This is a genomic window from Novacetimonas maltaceti (genome assembly GCF_002906255.1).
GTDB classification, from domain to species: Bacteria; Pseudomonadota; Alphaproteobacteria; order Acetobacterales; family Acetobacteraceae; genus Novacetimonas; species Novacetimonas maltaceti.
Genome location: NZ_POTC01000019.1, coordinates 22283 through 44129 on the forward strand (window position 1 = coordinate 22283; position 21847 = coordinate 44129).

18 protein-coding genes are annotated in these 21847 nt (G+C 66.8%); 3 read left to right on the forward strand and 15 right to left on the reverse strand.

Annotated features, from left to right (window positions below; translation table 11 throughout):
- Nucleotides 1–115 precede the first annotated feature (115 nt).
- Nucleotides 116–994, reverse strand: coding sequence for a ferredoxin--NADP reductase (locus KMAL_RS08500; RefSeq protein WP_110095281.1), 879 nt, complete (start codon nt 992–994; stop codon nt 116–118).
- Between the two features lie 288 nt (nt 995–1282).
- Here KMAL_RS08500 and KMAL_RS08505 point away from each other — a divergent pair, with 288 nt between their 5' ends.
- Entirely contained in the window at nt 1283–3727 is a 2445-nt protein-coding gene (locus tag KMAL_RS08505) for a helicase-related protein (protein ID WP_110095282.1), read from the forward strand.
- 299 nt (nt 3728–4026) lie between these two features.
- On the opposite strand, the gene serS is transcribed toward KMAL_RS08505, so the two are convergent.
- From serS to KMAL_RS08545, 8 genes are all read right to left on the reverse strand, one after another.
- Nucleotides 4027–5304 carry a serine--tRNA ligase gene (gene serS / locus KMAL_RS08510; protein ID WP_110095283.1) on the reverse strand — a complete coding sequence of 426 codons (1278 nt, stop codon included), beginning with the start codon at nt 5302–5304 and terminating at the stop codon, nt 4027–4029.
- Complete coding sequence (gene tatC / locus KMAL_RS08515) at nt 5304–6113, reverse strand: twin-arginine translocase subunit TatC (RefSeq protein ID WP_110095284.1); 810 nt, start codon at nt 6111–6113, stop codon at nt 5304–5306. Before tatC ends, serS begins: the two co-directional genes overlap by 1 nt.
- 11 nt (nt 6114–6124) lie before the next feature.
- Nucleotides 6125–6736: a Sec-independent protein translocase protein TatB gene (tatB, locus tag KMAL_RS08520; protein WP_110095285.1), complete on the reverse strand. Its 612-nt coding sequence runs from the start codon at nt 6734–6736 to the stop codon at nt 6125–6127.
- A gap of 102 nt (nt 6737–6838) precedes the next feature.
- Nucleotides 6839–7519 (reverse strand): SMC-Scp complex subunit ScpB, encoded by a 681-nt coding sequence (gene scpB / locus KMAL_RS08525; protein ID WP_110095305.1) that lies wholly within the window; start codon nt 7517–7519, stop codon nt 6839–6841.
- Between the two features lie 104 nt (nt 7520–7623).
- On the reverse strand, nt 7624–8469 hold the full coding sequence (locus KMAL_RS08530; protein ID WP_239020031.1) for a segregation and condensation protein A: 846 nt from the start codon (nt 8467–8469) through the stop codon (nt 7624–7626).
- 47 nt (nt 8470–8516) lie between these two features.
- Nucleotides 8517–9494 carry an SPOR domain-containing protein gene (locus tag KMAL_RS08535; protein WP_110095287.1) on the reverse strand — a complete coding sequence of 326 codons (978 nt, stop codon included), beginning with the start codon at nt 9492–9494 and terminating at the stop codon, nt 8517–8519.
- Entirely contained in the window at nt 9491–11293 is a 1803-nt protein-coding gene (gene argS / locus KMAL_RS08540; RefSeq protein WP_110095306.1) for an arginine--tRNA ligase, read from the reverse strand. Before argS ends, KMAL_RS08535 begins: the two co-directional genes overlap by 4 nt.
- 109 nt (nt 11294–11402) lie before the next feature.
- Nucleotides 11403–12587: a deoxyguanosinetriphosphate triphosphohydrolase gene (locus tag KMAL_RS08545; RefSeq protein WP_110095288.1), complete on the reverse strand. Its 1185-nt coding sequence runs from the start codon at nt 12585–12587 to the stop codon at nt 11403–11405.
- A gap of 131 nt (nt 12588–12718) precedes the next feature.
- On the opposite strand from KMAL_RS08545, the gene KMAL_RS08550 reads away from it, so the two are divergent.
- A complete protein-coding gene (locus KMAL_RS08550; protein WP_110095289.1) occupies nt 12719–13087 on the forward strand; it encodes a HesB/IscA family protein in 369 nt (122 codons plus the stop codon).
- Nucleotides 13088–13093: 6 nt separating this feature from the next.
- Complete coding sequence (locus tag KMAL_RS08555) at nt 13094–13876, forward strand: exodeoxyribonuclease III (protein ID WP_110095290.1); 783 nt, start codon at nt 13094–13096, stop codon at nt 13874–13876.
- Nucleotides 13877–14338: 462 nt separating this feature from the next.
- On the opposite strand, the gene KMAL_RS08560 is transcribed toward KMAL_RS08555, so the two are convergent.
- The 6 genes from KMAL_RS08560 to KMAL_RS08585 all read right to left on the reverse strand — a co-directional run bounded on the left by KMAL_RS08560 (nt 14339) and on the right by KMAL_RS08585 (nt 21751).
- Nucleotides 14339–15199, reverse strand: a complete 861-nt coding sequence (locus KMAL_RS08560; RefSeq protein WP_110095291.1) for a cell envelope integrity EipB family protein — start codon at nt 15197–15199, stop codon at nt 14339–14341.
- A 4-nt stretch (nt 15200–15203) separates the two neighbouring features.
- Nucleotides 15204–17021, reverse strand: coding sequence for an aspartate--tRNA ligase (gene aspS, locus KMAL_RS08565; protein ID WP_110095292.1), 1818 nt, complete (start codon nt 17019–17021; stop codon nt 15204–15206).
- Between the two features lie 140 nt (nt 17022–17161).
- The gene (gene mtnA / locus KMAL_RS08570) at nt 17162–18262 is read right to left on the reverse strand and encodes an S-methyl-5-thioribose-1-phosphate isomerase (RefSeq protein WP_110095293.1); all 1101 of its coding nucleotides are present in this window, start codon (nt 18260–18262) and stop codon (nt 17162–17164) included.
- 356 nt (nt 18263–18618) lie between these two features.
- Nucleotides 18619–20490, reverse strand: coding sequence for a molecular chaperone HtpG (gene htpG, locus KMAL_RS08575; protein WP_110095294.1), 1872 nt, complete (start codon nt 20488–20490; stop codon nt 18619–18621).
- Between the two features lie 116 nt (nt 20491–20606).
- Nucleotides 20607–21257 (reverse strand): NUDIX hydrolase, encoded by a 651-nt coding sequence (locus tag KMAL_RS08580; RefSeq protein ID WP_239020034.1) that lies wholly within the window; start codon nt 21255–21257, stop codon nt 20607–20609.
- Nucleotides 21257–21751, reverse strand: coding sequence for a cupin domain-containing protein (locus KMAL_RS08585; RefSeq protein WP_110095295.1), 495 nt, complete (start codon nt 21749–21751; stop codon nt 21257–21259). The genes KMAL_RS08580 and KMAL_RS08585 overlap by 1 nt, the downstream gene beginning before the upstream one ends.
- Nucleotides 21752–21847: the final 96 nt, after the last annotated feature.

Sequence of the window (21847 nt, forward strand, 5' to 3'; positions counted from 1 at the left end):
TCAAGAGACTGTTCAAAAACAGTCTCTTATGGCCGGATGCGCAACATCAGCACATCCGACAGGCCGCAACCGCCTCCCCCACGCACCGGAAGAGTAGGTCGCGGCCACCATTCAATCAGCGCTCCGCGAACGCCTTTTCAACGACATAGGCACCGGGCCTGGAATTGTTGCCCTCGTCAAAGCCACGCGCCTGGAGCATCTTTTCCGTATCGGCCAGCATCTCCGGCGAACCGCAGATCATGACACGGTCATGCTCGGGGTCGAGTTCAGGGATGTTGAGATCCTTGAAGATCTTGCCCGTCTCGATCAGCTTGGTGATGCGGTCGGTCACGGCGAACGGCTCACGCGTCACGGCGGGGTAGTAGAGCAGCTTGCCCGACACGTCCTCGCCCAGGAACTCATGGTGCGGCAGTTCGTGGCGAATGTGGTTGGAATAGGCCAGTTCGCCGGAAATGCGGACCGTGTGGCTCAGGATCACATGGTCATAGCGTTCATAGCATTCCGGGTCCTTGATCAGGCTCATGAACGGGGCAAGGCCCGTGCCCGTGGACAGGAAATACAGGTTGCGGCCCGGACGCAGGTTATCAAGCAGCAGGGTGCCCACCGGCTTGCGCCCGATCAGGACCTTGTCGCCCACCTTCACATGGCGCAGGCGCGAGGTCAGCGGGCCATCAGGCACGGCGATGGACAGGAATTCGAGGTTGTCCTCGTAATTCGCGCTGGCGATGCTGTAGGCACGCAGCAGCGGCTTGCCCTCGACCTCGATGCCGATCATCGTGAACTGCCCGTTCTCGAAACGAAGCGCGGGGTCACGCGTTGTGGTGAAGGAAAACAGGCGATCGGTCCAGTGATGGACCGTCAGCACCGTTTCCGCGTTCAGGTGGCCATATTCCTTGACCGGCGGGGCAAGGTGGTAAACCCCCGGCTGCCCCTCCACCGGCGCCAGACCGGACGGGACTGCATCAGCGGCGGGCGTGATCAACGTATCCGACATAAGGTCATTATTCTCCCGACTGACGCGGACGCGCGCCAGGTTCCCCTGACATATGCGTCCGGCGACAATTTTTCCAAGGCGGGAATGTTTAGGCATCTGGCGCGTGGTATTCCAGCATAAACCTGCATAAATCGCACCGCAGGAGGCAGAATTGCGTCTGATGCGACCCGGATGTGCCCGTATGGTGTGGAATTCCCGCGCCATCATACGGGCCGGGGCACGAATTCGCGGCCATGTTGCGCGTGCGCGACATTGTCGTGCGCGTGCGAATGACGCACATAGGCAGACATGACATCTGATCTTCCCGCCCGTGCGGCGCCTGCCCTGATCGCCATGGATGCGGCCATCGCGGCCACCGGCCTGAATGTGGAAACCCGCGAACGCCAGAAGCTGGAGCGCATCATCGCGCGCCTGCTGCAGCCGGGTGCGGAACATATCGACGCGGCCACGTTCCGCGCGGCGCTGTGCACGCTGCGGCGCAAGCCATGGGGGTCGCGCCTGATGGACATGACCCGCCGGGCGGGACAGGTCTGGATCACCCGCGCGGATGCCGAAAGCGCCGCCACGACGCTGGACGATCCCGAACCCGACGATGCCCGCCTGCTGGCGGCGCTGCGCCCGGTGATCCGCGCGCGCCTGCGCGAACAGGGCGACAGCGCGCAGGCGGCGGTGGACAATGTGCGCACCGACCTGTTCGACGGGACGGGCCGCGTACTGGCGGCGGCCGAGTTGCGCACGCTTGCCCTTGCGGCGGCGGATGCGTTCGACCTGCCCGATGCCGAGGCCTTTGCCCGGCAGGTGGAGGACGCCGACAGCCGCACCCGCAACCGGCGCGAGGAAATCGAGCAGACCGCCCGCGCCCGCCGCAAGGAAGAGGTCCAGCGCCTGCGGGAGTGGGAGACGAAGCTTGTCCCCTTTGCCGAGGTACCGGGCCTGCTGCGCTGCTCCCACCGCGAGGCGCTGCGCTGGATCGCGGAAAAACGCCTGCCGGTCGCACGCCGCGTGCCGCAGAAGGATGGGCAGGAACGCTGGGAATTCGACCCCGCCGAACTGATTTCCCTGCGCCCGCAGGTGCAGGCATGGCGGCAGGAACGCCCAGACCGCGGCACGCCCGTGCCGCTTGCCCCCGACATGGGCGACCGGCGCGTGGGCAATGCCGTGATCGCGCAGGTCGCAGCGCTTGACCGCTATGCCGCGCATTTCACCACCGCCCGCGCGCTCAAGCGCCGCATCACGCTGGTCACCGGCCCGACCAACAGCGGCAAGTCGCACACCGCGCTTGATGCGCTGGCACGGGCCGAAAGCGGGCTGGCGCTCGCCCCGCTGCGGCTGCTGGCGCATGAATTCCGCGAATCCCTGACCGCGCGCGGCGTGCCCACCTCCCTCGCCACGGGGGAGGAACGGATCGACGTCCCCGGCAGCCGCCACCTTGCCGCCACGGTGGAGATGTGCCCGCTGAACAACCCCGTCGATGTCGCCATCATCGACGAGGCCCAGATGCTGACCGATCCCGACCGTGGGGCGGCATGGACGGCGGCGATCATGGGAGCGCCCGCGCGTCACCTGTTCATACTTGGCGCGCCGGACTGCATCCCCATGGTCCGGCGCATCGCCGAACTGTGCGGCGACCCGGTGGACGAGATACATCTGGAGCGCAAAAGCCCGCTGGTCGCCGCCGACACGCCCGTGCGCATCCAGGACCTGCAGCCGCATGACGCGCTGATTGCATTTTCCCGGCGCGAGGTGCTGGACCTGCGCGCGCTGCTGCTGGCGCATGGCAAGCGGGTGGCTGTCGTCTATGGCGCGCTCAGCCCCGAAGTCCGCCGGGCGGAGGCCCAGCGCTTCAACCGGGGCGAGGCCGATATCCTGATCGCGACGGACGCGATCGGCATGGGCCTGAACCTGACCATCCGCCGCGTGATCTTCGCCGCCCTGCGCAAGTTCGACGGCACGCAGACGCGCGACCTCAATGCGCAGGAAGTCAAGCAGATCGGCGGTCGCGCCGGACGCTTCGGCAAGCATGAAAAGGGTGTCGTCGCAGTGCTCGAAGGCGTGGGCAGCCCATCCTTCATCCATGCGATGCTCGCCGCCCCTCCCGCCCGCCTGGACGACCTGCGCCCGCAGGTGCAGCCCGACGCGGACATCGTGCAGGCGGTGGCCGCCGAAATCGGCTCCGACAGCCTGTTCGGCGTGCTGGTGCGCATCCGCCGCGCCGTGCTGCGCCGTGATGACCCGAATTACCGGCTGGCCAACATGGAACAGGCCTTCGCCATCGCGACTGCTCTTGAAGGGGTGGAAGGGCTGACGCTGGCACAGCGCTGGGTCTATGCCATGTGCCCGGTCGATGACCGCGACAATGGCATACAGCGCCTGGTGGGCTGGGCCGCCGACCATGCGGCGGGCCATGCCGTGCCGCCGCCGGGCACCGGCCGCCTGCCGCCTGCCGAACGGGCGGAACGCAGCGAACTGGAACGCGCGGAAAAACGGCACAAGCGACTGGTGGCATGGCGGTGGCTGGCGCTGCGCTTCCCCGATGCCTATCCCGACCGCGAGAATGCGGAAATCGCGACCACGCGCCTCAATGACTGGATCGAGGACGTCCTGCGCCAGCAGAGCACACGCACGCGCGCCGAAATGCCGCAGATGTCCCCGCGCCGCCGCAACCATGACCGCATGGATCGCAATTCCCGCACCGACGACCGGCCGCGTGGCAGGCCCCGACGCAGGAAATGAGCGTCACTGCGTCACGCCATCGGCGCATGCAACATCCGGGCTCTGCCCGGACCCGGCAGGGATCACGATCCCTGCACCCTGATTCGTTCAGAAGTCATGGTTTCCAAAGGGCAATGCCCTTTGGTGGGGGTTCGGGGGCAACGCCCCTGAGACAGTCAGCGCATGGAGCATCCGGGCTCTGCCCGGACCCGGCAGGGATCACGATCCCTGCACCCTGATTCGTTTAGAAATCATGGTTTCCAAAGGGCAATGCCCTTTGGTGGGGGTTCGGGGGCAAAGCCCCTGAACATAGCCGCCGCCTACTTCGCGCCAGCCCTGATGACGTCCGTCCCGCCCATATAGGGCCGCAGCACCTCCGGCACGGTGATGGAGCCATCCTCGTTCTGCCCATTTTCCATCACCGCGATCAGGGTACGCCCGACCGCAAGCCCCGACCCGTTGAGCGTATGGACGAAGGCGGGCTTACCGTCCGCCGCGCGGTAGCGGGCGTTCATGCGACGGGCCTGGAAATCGCGGGTGGTGGAGCACGAGGAGATCTCCCGCCATGCCTTCTGTCCCGGCAGCCATGCCTCAAGGTCAAAGGTGCGGGCCGCGCCGAACCCGGTATCGCCCGCGCACAGCAGCATCCGGCGATAGGGCACGCCAAGGCGTTCAAGCACCATCTCCGCGCAGCGGGTCATGCGTTCATGCTCCGCCTCGCTGTCTTCCGGCGCGGTGACGGACACCATCTCCACCTTCTGGAACTGGTGCTGGCGCAGCATGCCGCGCGTATCGCGCCCTGCCGCCCCGGCCTCGCTGCGGAAGCACGAGGACAGGGCCACCATGCGACGCGGCAGCGTGTCGGCGGCAAGGATTTCCCCCGCGACCGAGGCCGTCAGCGGCACCTCCGCCGTGGGGACCAGCCAGCGGCCATCGGTGGTGCGGAAGGACTGGTCCGCGAATTTCGGCAGCTTGTCGGTGCCGTACATCGCCGCGTCATTGACCAGCACGGGGACGGAGGTTTCGTCATACCCGTTTTCGCGCACATGCAGGTCCAGCATGAACTGCCCCAGCGCGCGCTCCATCCGCGCCAGCGCACCGCGCAGGACCACGAACCGCGCACCCGACAGGCGTGATGCGATTTCGAAATCCATCAGGCCCAGCGCCTCGCCCAGTTCGAAATGCTCCTTCACGGGGAAGCCCTTTTCCGGCACGTCACCCCATGTGTGGCATACGACATTGCCGCTTTCGTCACGCCCGTCGGGCACGTCCGCCGCAAGCCGGTTGGGCAGGCATTCCAGCGTCCCGCGCAGCTGCGTATCGAGGTCGGCCACCTGCGTGGACAGTTCTTCCATCCGCGCGCGCAGGGCGGCGGATTTTTCCTCCACCGCCGAACTGTCGGCACCCGTGCGGCGCAGGGCGCCCACTTCCTTCGACAGCGCCTTGCGCTGGGCCTGGCATTCCTGCAACGCGGTTTCGGCGGCACGCCGTTCGCGATCCAGCCCCAGGATGGCGGCGGCAACGGGCGGTTCGCCCCGGCGCTTCAGGTCGGCGTCGAACGCGTCGGGATCGGCGCGAAGGGCGCGCAGGTCGTGCATCAGGAATCCTCCTCGGTCCCGTCCACGCGGCGGGGGGCGACCATGCGCGCGCAGACGATGGAAATTTCATAAAGCCCGATCATCGGCACGGCCAGACCGGTCTGGGTAATCACGTCGGGCGGCGTCAGGATCGCGGCGATCACGAATGCCCCGACATAGGCGTAACGCCGCACCCGCGCCAGTCCTTCGGCCGTCACCAGCCCCACGCGCGCCATCAGCGTCAGCACGACCGGCAGTTCGAACGCGGTGCCAAACGCCAGGATCAGCTTCATCACCAGCGACAGGTATTCCGACACCTTGGCCTGCAGTTCGATCTGGATGCCATCGGCCCCGTGGCCGCCCGTGCTCTGGAAGGAAAGGAAGAACTTCCACGCGGCGGGGAAGACGAAATAATACGCCAGCGACGCGCCCAGCGCGAACATCACCGGCGTCGCCACTAGGAACGGGGCAAAGGCGCGCTTTTCACTGCGGTACAGGCCCGGCGCGATGAAGATCCACGCCTGGATGGCGACCATGGGGAAGGACAGGCACGCCGCGCCAAAGAACGCCACCTTCATGTAGGTGAAGAACGCCTCGGCCAGCGCGGTATAGATCAGGTGCGGCTGTTCCCCCTGCTGGCGCATGATGTCGGCAAGCGGCCGGGCAAGGAACATGTAGATCTGGGTCGAATAATAATAACAGATCGCGAAACAGGCCGCGAAGGTCACGACCGACCACAGAAGCCGGCGTCTGAGCTCCACCAGATGCTCAAGCAGTGGCATGGGCTGGTCATCAAGCGTATCGTCGTTCAGCGTCGTATCCCCCGGCATGGGCCAGACATTCAGGAACTGGGTATATCGGTCGCACGCGCCGGGGCGACGCGGCGGCCTGCATGGATCACGCGCACCGGCGGCAGGAACGCCGGCGGGTGCAGGCGCGCACGTTCATCGGCAATCCGGCGCGCGACCTGTGGCGGCACGAAATCCGGCGCGGGCGGCCCGGCCATCGGGGGCCATGTGACGGGTTCATCATGCAGCGACGGGATCGTCGGCGCGCCGCGATAACGCGACGGCATCGCCACCTCGTCCATCGGGGGCTGCGTTGCGCCGCCCGCGGGTGGCGGCGGGGTGATGGTGGGGGGCGACAGCGCCGTGCCGGCATCAAGCGGACGCTCATCAAGCGCCCGGCGCAGGCTGCCATCATTATCGACCGCGCGCATGATCTGGTCACGCACGTTCATCCGGCGCAATTGCCCAAGCTGGTCGCGCGCTTCCGTCAGGTCGGCCTCACGCACCATTTCATCGACATGGGTCTGGAATTCGGCGGCCATCTTGCGCGCCTTCTTGATCAGGCCGGTTACCGTGCGGATCGCCACCGGCATGTCCTTCGGCCCGATCAGCAACAGGCCCACGGCCCCGATCAGGGCGAATTCAGACCACGCGAAATCGAACATGACACCCTGCCCTCTCCTGCCCCCGCACGCGGCACGACCGCCCGCCGGGACCAGCATTCCACCAACCCGTCGCATAGCGCGAAAAACCTGTCCGCAGACCTATCACGCATCGGGCGGGGCGCAAACCGCATCATCGGCCTCCTGCCGCGCGCCTTCCCCTTCCGCCGCATCGTCGGGCGGGGCGTCGAACATGTCCTGTCCCGGCTGCTCCTCCTGCGCTGCGGGCTTGAGGTCGGGCACATCGACCAGCAGTTCCTCCCGCCGTGGCAGGTCGCGCAGGTCACGCAGCCCGAAATGCCGCAGGAACCCGGCCGATGTCCCCCACAGGATCGGCCGTCCCGGCACCTCCTTGCGGCCAAGCGGCACCACGAGTTCGGCTTCCAGCAGGGTATCGAGCACCTGCTGGCTGAGCGAGACGCCGCGTATCCCCTCGATCTCCGCACGGGTGCAGGGCTGGTGATAGGCAATGATCGCCAGCGTTTCCATGGTGGAGCGCGCCAGCCTGCGCGGGCGGCGCAGCACCCGCGTCAGGCGCGGCGCAAGGTCGGGCGTGGTGCGGAACTGCCACCCGCCCGCGACCTCCACCGGCATCACGCCGCGCCCTTCATACAGCGCCAGCAACCGCCCAAGCGTCGCGCGGGTATAGGCGCCAAGGTCGTCCACGCCGGCCGGGATCTCCCCCTGCGTTTCCAGAAGCTCCGCGATCGCGCGTTCGCTGACGGGTTCGGCGCGCGCGAAAATCAGCGCCTCGACCAGGCGCACGGACATGTCCGACACCTCCATGTCCGCCGGGACGCCACGGTGGGCATCGGCCGGCGCGGCGTCGGACGGCGCCACATCGGGCAGGGACAGTTGGGGGGCGTGGTCCCCGTCGGGCGGGATTGTCGTCATGCCGTCTGCACTCCTGTCTCCACTGTTTCGGCCTGCGGGTTGCGGCGCAGTTCGATGCGGCCGAATTCCTCATCCTGACGCAATTCTATGACGCCGCTCTTGGCCATTTCCAGCGAGGCGAGCAAGGTGCCCGCCACCGCCGCGCGCCGCTGCGCACGGCGCTCGTCCTCCCGCGCCGCATCCATGCGCCCCGTCTCGCCCACATCTGGCAGGAAGGCGTCAAGGCTGCACCAGTCGGGCACCATGTCCGCGCCCAGCAGGTCGCGCAGGCGGCGCAGCGCGTCCTGCACCGTCCAGAAATGAAACTGCCGCGGGCGATAGGCGCGTTTGCGCGCATGCCGCCGCATGGCCGTCATGTAGCCGCGCATCAACTGCGCGATGTCCACCGCAAGGCCGGAGCGGTCGATCTCCACCAGGTCCTCGGCCTCCCCGCGCTCGAACACGTCATGGCCAAGGCAGGGCTGCGCCGCAAGCCAGCGCGCCAGCAGCCCGACCCGTTCCAGTTCCACCAGACGCGCCTGCAACGCGCCCGCCGCTTCCTCCGCATCCAGCGCGTCCTCGTCATGCGCGGGCAGCAGCAGGCGCGATTTCAGCCATGCCAGCCATGCGGCCATGACCAGCCAGTCCGCCGCAAGTTCCAGCCGCAGGTTCCGCACGGAATCGACGACGGCCAGGTACTGTTCCACAAGCTGGAGGATGGAAATGCGCGCAAGGTCCACCTTCTGCGCGCGTGCAAGTTCCAACAGCAGGTCCATCGGCCCGTCGAACCCGTCGAGATGCAGGATCGGGGCCATGACGGACGGGGCATGCGCCTGTGCGCTGCCTGCGTCCTCAGCGGACATGCGCGCGCCCCTGGCCACCGGCATGGAAAACGGTCATGGCCCGGGGCTCAGAACCGGACCGGGTTACAGGCCAGTCCGTGCGCCTTGACCTGCTGGCAGAAGGCGGAAGCCTGCGCGGTGGAGGCAAACCCCCTGACCCGCAGGCGATAGAACACTGTCCCGTTATGTTCGGCACGGACAATGGCGGGCTGCCGGTCACCGAACAGAGAGGCGTACTGGTGCTGCAGGCGCGCCCAGCTTTTCTGGGCCGCCGCCTCGCTGTCGAGGGCAGCCAGCTGCACGCCGTACTGCCCGCCCGCCGCATGGCTGGCCGCGGCATGGTGGGCGGCAGGCGCCGGGGCCGGGGCGCGTTCCTCCGCATCAGGGGATGCTTCTTCCTGCGTAGCCCCGGCCTGTGGCGCGGGGGCGGCCTGAGGCGGCGGGGCGGGTGCCGGACCTGCATCCGTCTGGGCCGAGGCCAGCGGCTGCGCCTGCACGCCCGGCGCGGCAGGCCCGGCCTGCGCGGGGGCGGCCGCGTCGCCCGCCGCCGGGGCGGGTGTGTCGGCCTGCCCGTACTGGCGGGCCATGGCGTCGGGTCGCGGCTGTTCCGGGCCGGGGGCCATGTGCGCGCCATCGCCGCCATCGCCCGCACCCGGCCCGTCAGCGCCCAGCACCTGCATCCCGCCCGGGTCGGTCGGTTTGACCCGCAGCGCCCCCGGCGGCGGCCCGATCACGGGAATGCCGTTCTGGTGATGGCCAAACAGCGACCATCCCCCGACGAACACGATCAGGAGCCCACCAAGCCCCGCCGCCCCAAGCAGCAGCTTGCGCGTCATGGGGTCGTTGCCGCCCAGCAGGCCCGACCCCAGCGTACGCGTCAGGGTGGACAGGATCCCACGTCCCCTGGACCCGCCGGCGTCGGTGGGTTCCATCGGGGTGCGTGCGCCGGTATCGTCGTCCTCGTCATAATCGCGGATCATCCGTTCGCGCTGGCGGTTCAGCCGGTCGTCGGGCGGGGTCCGGTCGGTGGGGTCTGCTGCGCTCATCGCATCTCCTTGACCGGCTCGACACCAAGGACGCGCAGACCCGAACGGATCACGCTTGCCGTGGCTTCGACCAGTGCCAGTTTCGTACGCGTCAGTTCGGCATCATCCTCATGCAGGAAACGCAGGGTGGCGTCGTCACGCCCACGGTTCCACAACGCATGGAAATCCGCCGCCAGTTCCTGCAGGTAGAACGCGATGCGGTGCGGTTCATGCGCGATGGCGGCGCTTTCGACCACGCGCGGCCACTGCGCCATGCGCCCCAGCAGCGCGAGTTCCGCATCCGATGACAGCCCCGACAGGTCCAGCGTGGACAGGGCCTCCACCGACAGGTCGCCCTCAAGCCTGCCCGCCTGCGCCAGTTCAGCGGCCCCGCGCAGCACGGAACAGCAGCGCGCATGGGCGTACTGCACGTAGAAGACCGGGTTGTCGCGGCTCTGCGCCACGACCTGGTCGAGGTCGAATTCCATCTGCGCGTCGGCCTTGCGCGTCAGCATGGTAAAGCGCACGGCATCGCGCCCGACCTCGTCAATCAGGTCGCGCAGGGTGACGAAGGTGCCCGCGCGCTTGGACATGCGCACCGGCTGCCCGTCGCGCACGATGCGCACGATCTGGCACAGCAGGACATCAAGTTCGGGCTTCCCGTCCTGCCCCAGCGCCGCAACCGCGGCCTTCATGCGCGTGACATAGCCGCCATGGTCCGCGCCCCACACGTCGATCAGCACATCCGCCCCACGCGCGATCTTGTCCGCATGGTAGCCGATATCGTTGGCGAAATAGGTGTTCGACCCGTCGGACTTGCGCAGGGGGCGGTCCACGTCGTCGCCAAATTCGGTGGAGCGGAACAGCGTCTGCGGCCGCGCCTCCCAGTCCTCGGGCAGCTTGCCCTTGGGCGGCTCCAGCACGCCTTCATAGATCAGGCCCTTCGCCGCCAGCCGGTCGATGGCGCGGTCGGTCTCCCCATCGGCAAGGATCTTCGCCTCGCTGGTAAAGACGTCGTGATGCACGCCAAGGGCTTCGAGGTCCTCGCGGATCATGGCCATCATGCGGGCGACCGTCTCCGTCCGCACGGTCTTCATCCACACATCCACCGGCGCGGGACGGCCGCCTTCGGCCGCAAGCGACGTGCCGTGGCGCTGTGCCAGTTCCTCGCCCACCGGCACGAGGTAGTCGCCGCCATACTGGATCCCGCCGGGGACGAGGGCCGCGAATTCATCCTGCGTCAGGGGCGTGCCGATCGCCTGCAGGTAGCGCCAGTACGCCGCCCATGCCAGCGCCGTGACCTGCGCGCCGGCATCGTTGATATAATATTCCTTCGTCACGCCATAACCCGCCTTCGACAGCAGGTTCGCCAGCGCGTCGCCCACCACCGCGCCACGGCAGTGCCCGACATGCATCGGCCCCGTGGGGTTGGCGGAGACATATTCGACATTGACCGTGGTGCCCGCGCCCACCTGGCTGTCGCCATAGGATTCGCCCGCGCGCAGCACCTGTGCCGCGACTTCCTGCAGGACCGACGGCGCAAGCTTCAGGTTCACGAATCCCGGCCCCGCCGCCTGCGCGGAGGCCACGCCGGGCACGGATTCGAGCACACGGGCAAGGTCCGCCGCGATGTCTGCGGGTTTGCGCCGCGCGACCTTCGCCACCAGCAGCGCTGCATTCGTCGCAAGGTCCCCATGCGACGGATCGCGCGTGGGCGTGACCTCCACCCGCGCCACGATGGCGGGGGGCAGGTCGGGCACGACCTGGCCCAGTGCCTCGCGCACATGCGAAAGATAGCGGACGAACAGACTGTCAGACATGTGGTGCGGTTTCCCAAAATTGACACCCGGGGCCACAGGCCCGGACAACACAACGCGGCAGAGTGGCCACATCCCGGAATGGGACATGGCGGCATGATGCCATGCTGTTTCACCCCGGCGAGGACAGGTCCGTCAACCGCCGATATTCCTCCATGGCGAGGCGGTCGGTCATCCCGGCTATATAATCCGCCACGACGCGGTGCGCATCGGCCAACTTTTCGGCGCTCCGCGCGGCCAACGCCTGCTCACGCCAGCCATCGGGCAGCAGCCCCATGTTTTCCGACAGGATGGTGAAAATCGATTCGACCGTCAGCCGCGCCTTGCGCGTCATGCGGTTCACCCGCCAGTGGCGATACAGCCGTGCATACAGGAACTTGCGGATCTCAAGGTTCGCGGCACGCATGGCATCGCTGTATTCCACCACGGGCCAAGGCGCGTGGCGGATGTCATCGGCGCAGGTGGGGGAGAGGCGTTCAAGGTTGCGCTGCGTCTGCGCCGTAAGGTCGGTGGCCAGCACGTTGATCACACGGCGGATCGTCTCATGCCGCAGGCGCGGGTCATCCGCGCCGCCGCACCGCCCGGCCCCGACTTCGCGCTGCACCTGCCGCGCCTGGGCCAGCGCCTCCCCCACCACGGGCAGGTCCTCGAGGTCGGGCAGGTGCAAAAGCCCCGCGCGCAACCCGTCATCAAGGTCATGGGCGTGATAGGCGATATCGTCCGACTGCGCCGCGACCTGCGCCTCCGCCGAGGCGAAGCTGTCGAGTTCCAGCCCATGGCGCGCGGCATATTCCGCGACATAGGCCGTGGGATGGTCCACCGGCCCGTTATGCTTGGCCAGTCCCTCCAGCAGTTCCCATGTCAGGTTCAGCCCGTCAAAGGCGAAATAGTGCCGCTCCAGCGTCGTCACCAGCCGCAGGGACTGCGTGTTGTGGTCGAACCCGCCCCATGGCCGCATCGCCGCCGACAGCGCCTCCTCCCCCGCATGGCCGAACGGCGTGTGGCCGACATCGTGCGCCAGCGCCAGCCCTTCGGTCAGGTCCTCGTCCAGATTGAGCCTGCGGGCGATGGAGCGCGCGATCTGCGCGACCTCCAGCGAATGTGTCAGGCGGGTGCGGAAGAAATCGCCTTCGTGGTTGAGGAAGACCTGCGTCTTGTACTGCAGGGTGCGAAAGGCGGCCGAATGGACGATCCGGTCACGATCGCGTTGCCATGGCGTGCGCGTGGGGGCTTCGGCCTCCGGATGGAGGCGGCCGCGCGCGGTCGCGATCTGGACAGCATAGGAAGCGACACTCATATATACCTCTATCCCGCATGAAGGCCGGGCGCGATGGCCGCGCATCCGTCCTTTGTCCGATAACCTGCCCCGGACGCGATGGCCACCATGCTGCCGCGTCCGCCGGTTTCGTCACACGATGGTGATACCCGATGGACAAGACCGCCGACCACCCCACTTCCACCCGCTTCCGCGTCTCCGACGGTGCGGTCAGGCGCCTGCGCGAGATCATTGAGGAACAGGGCGATCCCACCCCCACGCCGCCGGGGCTGCGGGTTTCCGTCCTCGCGGGGGGCTGTAACGGGTTCCAGTACAAATTCGCGCTTGAGACCGACATCGCCCCCGATGACATCCTGATCCCGGCGGGGGAGACGCACGTGATCGTCGATCCCGCCAGCCTCGACCTGCTCGACGGCGGGGAACTCGATTTCAAGGACAGCCTGATGGGCGCGCATTTCACCATCCATAACCCGCAGGCTACATCCTCGTGCGGGTGTGGCACCAGTTTTTCGGTTGACTGACGCGCAATGAAATTCGCCACCTGGAACGTCAATTCCATCCGCCAGCGGCAGGACCTTGTCCTGCAATGGCTGGAGCGGGAACAGCCCGACCTGCTTGGCCTGCAGGAAATCAAGTGCACCGAGGACCAGTTCCCCGCCGACGTGTTTCGCAAGGCCGGGTATGAAAGCGTGGTCGTCGGGCAGAAAAGCTATAACGGCGTCGCCATCCTTTCGCGCGTTCCGTTCACGCTCACGCACCGCACGCTGCCGGGATGGGAGTGCGACCCGCCGCAGGCGCGCTATGTCGAGGTGCGGACCGGGGCGCTGACATTCGGCAACCTCTACCTGCCCAACGGCAATTCGGGTGGGGATGCGGGCTACGCCAACAAACTCGCCTTCATGGCCGCGCTGGCGCAGCACGCCCGCGCCCTGCTGCGCGCGGGCACGGATTTCGTGCTGGCGGGGGATTACAATGTCTGCCCCACGGACGAGGACCTTGCCCCCGGCGCGCTGCCGCCAGATGACGCGCTGGTGCGCCCGGCGTCGCGCGCGGCCTTTCGCACGCTGCTGTGGCTGGGGCTGACCGACGCCCTGCGCGCGCTGCATCCGGTGGGGCGTTTCTACACCTTCTGGGATTATCAGGCCGGGGCGTGGCAGCGCGACAGCGGGTTGCGCATCGACCATGCCCTGCTCTCCCCCCGCCTGGCCGAACGGTTGGTGAGCGCCGTGCCCGACCGGGAGGAGCGGAACATGAAGCAACCCTCCGACCATGTGCCGTTGATCGTCACATTGCGCGATGGGGCCGCCTGAACGGTTTTCGAGCGTGCAAGGCCATCGCGTGCATGAAACACCCGGGCGCTGCCCGGACCCGGCAGGGATCCCGATCCCTGCACCCTGATCCGTTTATGAAGTCATGGTTTCCAAAGGGCCGCGCCCTTTGGTGGGGGTTCGGGGGCAAAGCCCCTGAATGGGCAAGGCCGTCGCGTACATGAAACATCCGGGCGCTGCCCGGACCCGGCAGGGATCCAGATCCCTGCACCCTGATCTGTTTATGAAGTCATGGTTTCCAAAGGGCCACGCCCTTTGGTGGGGGTTCGGGGGGCAAAGCCCCTGAATGGGCAAGGCCGTCGCGTGCATGAAACATCCGGGCGCTGCCCGGACCCGGCAGGGATCCCGATCCCTGCACCCTGATCTGTTTATGAAGTCATGGTTTCCAAAGGGTCGCGCCCTTTGGTGAGGGTTCGGGGGCAAAGCCCCTGAGCATGCGTTTCCTTACGGAGCATGCGGCGTCACCATGACAGAGCAATGGCGCGGCGCGGGCAGCGGGGTGAAGGTGCGCAGCGTGCCACGCATGCGGAACTCCCCGAAATTCATGTCCAGTTGGTCGGACACACCATTTTCAAAATACCGCATGCCGATATCGAAATCCGGCGGCATGTCGTGCGTCGCATGGTCGTAATAGGCCACATGCGTCCCGACCGACCCCAGATGCACCAGCGCGGGGATATCCGTCTGCGTGGGCGGTGGCTTCCATCCCATCAGGACGATGAAGGTGTCGATCGCGCCCTTTTCGGTCGTGCCATCGAACAGGGCGGGTTCGATCGTGGCCTGTCCCGCGCGGCCGGCGGCAATGATTGCCCTGGTATGCGCCACGGGAAACAGCGTGCCTGCCGCCAGCGGGACGACGCTCACGCCGGGCTGGGTATAATGCACCTGCCCGCCGGTGGCGGCCATCGTCGCCTCCCCGCTGATCTTCTGCTCCGTCACGCCACTGCCATACTGGTGGGTACGAAAGACCATGTGGCCGCCGTCCTTGTCCTCCAGCACAGCGTAATCGGTGCGGATTTCCGTCTGCGCGCCACTGCGGGTGGCGGTCTGCAGGTTGAGTTCCTGCTGCGTGGACCACGCGGAACACGCATCGGACAGCACATAGGTCATGCTGCCACTGGCGGAGACGACCTGCCCGCCGCTGACGGATTCCAACGTCAGGTCATACACCGCGCGATGCGGCGCAAGCGGCGTCGGGGCGTCCGCCCGGGCCATGGGCGCACCCGTGGCCAGCAGGAGCGCGCCCATGCACAGGCCCCGCCAGCGTGGCGCGTTCATGACGCAGGCACGGATGGCGGGGCGCATGGGCTCAGTCTTTCTTCGGGGTGGCGGCGGCCTTCACCACCGCAGGCTTCGGCTTGGGCAGGTCGAGCGCCAGCGACAGTTCCTTCAGGCGCGCGGCCTCCACCGGGGCGGGGGCGCCCATCATCAGGTCCTCGCCCTGCTGGTTGAGCGGGAAGAGGATGACCTCGCGGATGTTGGGTTCATCGGCCAGCAGCATGACGATACGGTCCACCCCCGGCGCGGACCCGCCATGCGGCGGCGCGCCGTAACGGAAGGCGTTGAGCATCCCACCAAAGCGGGCCTCGACCTCGCTTTCGGGATAGCCCGCGATCTCGAACGCGCGGATCATCACGTCGGGACGATGGTTGCGGATCGCGCCCGACGACAGTTCGATGCCGTTGCACACGATGTCGTACTGGTACGCCTTGATCGTCAGCGGGTCCTGCTTCTCCAGCGCTTCCATGCCCCCCTGCGGCATGGAGAACGGGTTGTGGGAGAAGTCGATCTGCCCCGTGTCCTCGTTGCGCTCGAACATCGGGAAATCCGTGATCCAGCAGAAACGGAAGGAATTTTCCTCGATCAGGTCAAGCTCGGTCGCAACGCGCGTGCGCACGAGGCCGGAGAACTTGGCGACCTCGTCCCCCTTGCCCGCGGCGAAGAAGACCGCGTCGCCCGCCTTCAGGCCCGTCTTGTCACGGATGGCGGCGACACGTTCGGGCTCCAGGTTCTTGGCGATCGGCCCCTTGCCGCCATCTTCGGCAAAGATGATGTAGCCAAGGCCACCGGCACCGGCTTCACGCGCCCAGGCATTGAGCTTGTCGAAGAACGCACGCGGCTTGTCCCCTGCCCCCGGCGCGGGGATGGCGCGCACCTGCCCGCCATCGGCGACGATGCGCGCGAACAGTCCGAACCCGGACTCCGCAAAGGACTCCGTGACATCGGAAATCTTCAGCGGGTTGCGCAGGTCGGGCTTGTCGCTGCCATAGACTTCCATGGCGGTGGCATAGGGGATGCGCTCGAACGGGGCCTTGCTGACGGTGCGGCCATTGCCGAATTCGCGAAACACCCCTTCCATCACCGGCTCCAGCGTCGCGAACACGTCTTCCTGCGTCGCGAACGCCATTTCAAAGTCAAGCTGGTAGAACTCGCCCGGCGAACGGTCGGCACGCGCGGCTTCGTCGCGGAAGCATGGCGCGATCTGGAAATAGCGGTCGAAACCCGCGACCATCGCCAGCTGCTTGAACTGCTGCGGGGCCTGCGGCAGGGCATAGAACTTGCCCGGGTGCATCCGCGCGGGCACGAGGAAGTCGCGCGCGCCCTCGGGCGAGGACGCGGTCAGGATCGGCGTCTGGAATTCGACGAAGCCAAGGTCCGTCATCCGCCGGCGCAGGCTTGCGATCACCTGCGCGCGCAGCATGATGTTGCGATGCACCTTCTCGCGCCGCAGGTCGATATAGCGGTAGGTCAGGCGCAGGTCCTCGGGGTAGTTCTCGTTCCCCGCGACCTGGAACGGCAGCACGTCGGCGGCGGACTGCACGTCGATCTGCTGCGCGCGGACCTCGATATCGCCAGTCGGCAGGTTCGGGTTCTTCGTCGCGGCATCACGCAGCACGACCTCGCCCGTCACGGTCAGGACGCTTTCGACGCGGACCTTCTCCGCCAGTTCCAGCACCGGGGAGCCGGCGGGAATCACGATCTGGGTCAGGCCGAAATGGTCACGCAGATCGATGAACAGCAGGCCACCGTGGTCCCGCTTGCTGTGTACCCATCCGGAAAGGCGGGCCGTCTGCCCGGCGTCGCTGGCCCGCAGGGCCGCACAGCTATGGGTACGATAGGGATGCATGATCTCGTCCTGTCCAACCTGTTTCAGGGTTCCGGGCAACCGTTACAGCCGTCCGTTCCCGCAGGCGCGACAAAGCCAATCTGGCCCCGCGCTGTCAAGTTCGGACACCCCTGTAACGCCGCACGGGCGCTTTTTTTCATTTACACATATTCGGGGAACAGGTCGCACAACCCGTCCGCCGTGGCGCTGCAGCGGCCGCGTTCGGTAATCAGCCCGGTCACAAGGCGCGCGGGCGTCACGTCGAACGCGGGATTGGCGGCATGGCTGCCCTTGGGCGTCAACTGCACCGTTTCCACCTGCCCCGCCCCCGTCAGGCCGGAGATGTGCGTGACTTCCGCACTCGCGCGTTCCTCGATGGGGATTTCGCGCACGCCGTCGGAAATGCTCCAGTCGATGGTGGTTGACGGCAGCGCGACCCAGAACGGCACGCCATTGTCCGCCGCCGCCAGCGCCTTGAGGTAGGTGCCGATCTTGTTCGCGACATCGCCGGTGCGCGTCACGCGGTCGGTGCCCACGATCACGAGGTCCACCCGGCCATGCTGCATCAGGTGGCCGCCCGCATTGTCGGCAATGACCGTATGCGGCACGCCATGGCTGCCCAGTTCCCATGCCGTCAGCGATGCGCCCTGGTTGCGCGGGCGGGTTTCGTCCACCCACACATGCACGTCGATGCCCCGGTCATGCGCCATGTAGATGGGCGCCAGCGCCGTGCCCCAGTCCACGGTCGCGATCCACCCGGCGTTGCAGTGGGTCAGGATATTGATCGGTCCCGCCGCGTCACCACGCTGGGCGCGGATTTCCTCGATCAGTTCGAGGCCGAGGCGGCCGATGGCCTCGTTCTGGATCACGTCCTCATCGCAGATGCGCCCGGCCTCGTCATAGGCGGCGGCAACGCGGTCGGCAGGCGCAAGCGGGCGCAGGCGCGTCAGCATCCGCCCGATGGCCCAGCCAAGGTTGACCGCCGTGGGCCGCGTGGCCGCCAGCATCGCCGCGTCACGTTCCATCGCCGCGTCCGAAGCATCCACCCGCAGCGCCAGCGCCAGCCCGTAGGCCGCGACCGCGCCAATCAGCGGCGCGCCACGCACCTGCATGGTACGGATGGCATGGGCGACCTGATCGCAGTGTGTCAGGCGCAGGATATCCAGCGCCCACGGAAGCCGGGTCTGGTCAAATATCCGCACCGACCATCCGTCCTCGGGGTCAACCCAAACGCTGCGATACGAGACATCGTTGATTTTCATGCGTCGTTTGCCGTTGTCAAAATCAGGAACTTACCATTCATCAGGGGCGTGCAAGGAAGCATCCACAGGAGATGTATTCAAGTCCCGATCAGGCCGATCGCCCCGGATCGCGCGTGCACGCCACGCCTGCGGCCTGATTACCATGATACCGCCCATCGGGCACGGCGGGAATCATGAAGAAGTTTCCCGACGGGGCTTTTTTCAAAAAGCCTCACGGGACGCCGCCTTTCTGAAAACGGCGGTCCCCGGAAACTTCTGCTTCCTGAATATATCATCCCGACCCTGCGGGACAAAAAATATCCCGCCATGCGCGACGGCATGGCGGGATATCGCAATGACGGGCCGAAAAGGGCGCGTCAGCCGGCCTTGACGGCCACCTTCGACAGCAGCGTCGTCAGGCGCTGGGCAAAGCCGGTCGGGTCCTTCGGGCTTTCGCCGTCCTGGATGCGGGCCATGTCCATCAGGATCAGGGCGAGGTCGGTGATCGACTCCCCTGCCTTCACGCGCTGCGCGAGTTCATGGATCAGCACATGGCGCGGGTTGACCTGCAGGACGGGCGCGGTATTGGGCACTTCCTGCCCGCTGCGCCGCATCAGGCGGATCATCTGCAGGTCGGGGCCGTTTTCGGCGGCACCCAGCACGACCGCGCTGTCGACAAGGCGATTCGTCGCCTTCACGTCCGACACTGCATCGCCAAGCGCTTCCTTCAGCGCGGGCAGGACGGATTCAAGGTCGCTCTTTTCCTCAGCCGTTTCTTCCGGCGCGCCGAACTTCTCAAGGTCGGCGTGGAACTGGCTGATGTTACGCAGCGGCGTGTCCTTGTAGACGCCAAGCCGGTCGGGCCAGAAGGAATCGACCGCATCCGACAGCAGCAGCACCTCGATCCCGCGCGCGCGGAAACCCTCAAGCTGCGGCGAGGACGGCAGCATTTCCGTGCGATCCCCCGTCAGGTAGTAGATCGCCTCCTGCTCCGGCTTCTTGCGCTCCAGATACGCATCGAGCGTCGTCCAGCCTTCCTGCGTGCTGGAACGGAAACGCGCGATGGTCGCAAGTTCGGTGCGGTGTTCGGCGTCGTCCCAGATGCCTTCCTTGAAAGTCGGGCCGAAATTGTCCCAGAACTTCTCGAAATCCGCCTCGTCCTTGGAACGGGTCTTGAGTTCGGAGATCACGCGGTTGGTCACGGCCTTGCGGATGCGCGCCAGAACCGGGGTCGCCTGCAGCATCTCACGCGAGACGTTGAGCGGCAGGTCCTCCGTATCGACAACGCCGGTCACGAAGCGCAGCCACGGCGGCAGCAGTCCGGCCTCGTCCGTGATGAACATGCGCCGCACATGCAGGCGGATCTGGCTTTCACGCACGGGTTCGCCGAATTCGAACGGCTTGCTGCCCGGGATGAACAGCAGGGCGGAGAATTCCAGCGTCCCTTCGGCATGCCAGTGCAGCGTCGCCCATGGCGTGTCGAAGTTGTGGCTGACGTGACGGTAGAACTCGTTGAGCTGTTCCTCGTCAATCTCGCCACGGCCCTTGCGCCACAGCGCCGTGCCCTTGTTGGCGGTGCTTTCCTCGCCATCCTTGACGATGCTGATCGGCCACGAGATATGGTCCGCCCACTTGCGCACGATCGTCTCGAGCTGGAACGAATCAAGGAAATCGTCGGCATCTTCCTTGATGTGCAGGATGATGTCCGTGCCCGCCTTCTCCCGCGTGGCGGGGGAGATGGTGTAGTTGCCCTTGCCGGTGGAGGACCAGCACCAGGCCTCGTCGCTGCCGGCGCGGCGCGAGATCACGTCCACGCGGTCCGCCACCATGAACGCGGCATAGAAGCCGACGCCGAACTGCCCGATCAGGCTCGGCTTTTCTTCCGGCTTGGCCTTCTGCAGCTCCTCGCCAAACGCACGGGTGCCCGAACGCGCAATGGTGCCAAGGTTGTGGGCCAGTTCTTCCTTGCTCATGCCCGCACCATCATCGCTGATGGTCAGCAGGCGCGCATCCTTGTCGGGATTGATGCGGATCTTCGCATCGTCCGGCAGGGCGCGCGCGCCATCGGTCAGCGCCTCGAAGCGGCGCTTGTCAGTGGCGTCGGCGGCGTTGGCGACGAGTTCGCGCAGGAAGATTTCCCGCTCGGAATAAAGTGCATGCACCACAAGGTCGAGAAGGCGCCCGACCTCGGCGCTGAATTCATGCTGTTCGCCCCCGGCGGCGGCGGGCGCGGCTGTCTGTTCTGTCATCTTTTTACCTGTTCTCCAGCTTCAGTAACGGCCGAAATATCTTGTGAATGGATATGGAAATCTTTGCGCCCGATTTCAATGGGCTATCGCCGCGCCATGATGCGGCGCGCGTGCGTTCAGTCGCACCATGTCGGCAGGGCCGGGTTGGCGGCATGTTCGAACATGGCGTCGATCTGCGCGGGCAGCACGCGGCCCAGCGACAGGTCCGCGGGGATTTCATCACGCGCGAACCAGCCGATTTCAGATGTCTCCGCGCTCGTGGCCGGTGCGCCACCGAGCAGTTCACAGATGAAACACAGCGTGTAGCAAGAAAACGGTCCCGGCGGATGCGGGTGGCGGGCGCGGTCCCATACTGCGGCAAGGCGCGTGACGCGGACGAGATAGCCGCTTTCCTCCCGCACTTCCTTGATGGTGTTTTCCACCGGGGACAGGTTCACGTCCGCCCATCCCCCCGGCAGGGTCCAGCGCCCATGGTCCAGCACTTCGCGCACCAGCAGGATACGCCCCTGCGCATCGAACACCGCAGCGCGCACCGTGGCCTTCGGCGTGGCGTAACCGCGCTGCCCCGCAAACAGGTCCGCAATCCGGGGGGCGGGTTCGTCACTGCCCATCGCCATCATCCTTGACGCGATGTCACGCACCGCCTCGTAACGCTCCCGGTCGAAGGGGCTGCCATCGGCATAGGCAAGGCCGCTCTGCGCGATGGCCTGCAGTTCGCGCGCCAGGACCAGCCATTGCGGTTCATCCGTCATCAGTGTGTCCTTCATCATGCCTCTCCCGTCCGGGTCGCTGCGGGGGACCAGCCGGGCGGGGCAAGTTCAAACCGTTCGAACAGGAAGGCCGGGGCAACGATGCACGCCACCAGCGACCATGCGCCCATGCTCTCGGCCGCCTGCCATGCGCCTGCGGGAACGACGGCCTGCAGCACCTCGCCCCTGCCGGGACGCGGGCCGATGGTGATGGCCTGTTCGGCCTGCCCCTCGACCGCGATACGCAGGCGCAGCGGCCCGCCCGCCTGCCAGCACCAGATTTCCGCCGCATCGACACGGTGCCAGTGGGAGCGTTCCCCCTCGGCAAGGAGGAATTCGATCGTGCTGACGCTGCCGCGCCCGCCATCGGCCCGTCCCTCCCGCCAGATCTCGCGATAGCTGCCGCCTTCGGGATGCGGGGCCAGCGACAGGGCGGCACGCACCCGCGCCGCGTCCAGTCCCGGATCGCGCAGGTCCAGCACCGGACTGTCCTTGGGGGGAGTTTCGGTCATGATGATACCTCATCTGCCTGAATGGGGGGAACGACGCGCAACCGTGCCTGAGCGGACGGCAGGCGGCAAGGCAGGCCCGTCGTGTGGGGACAGCCC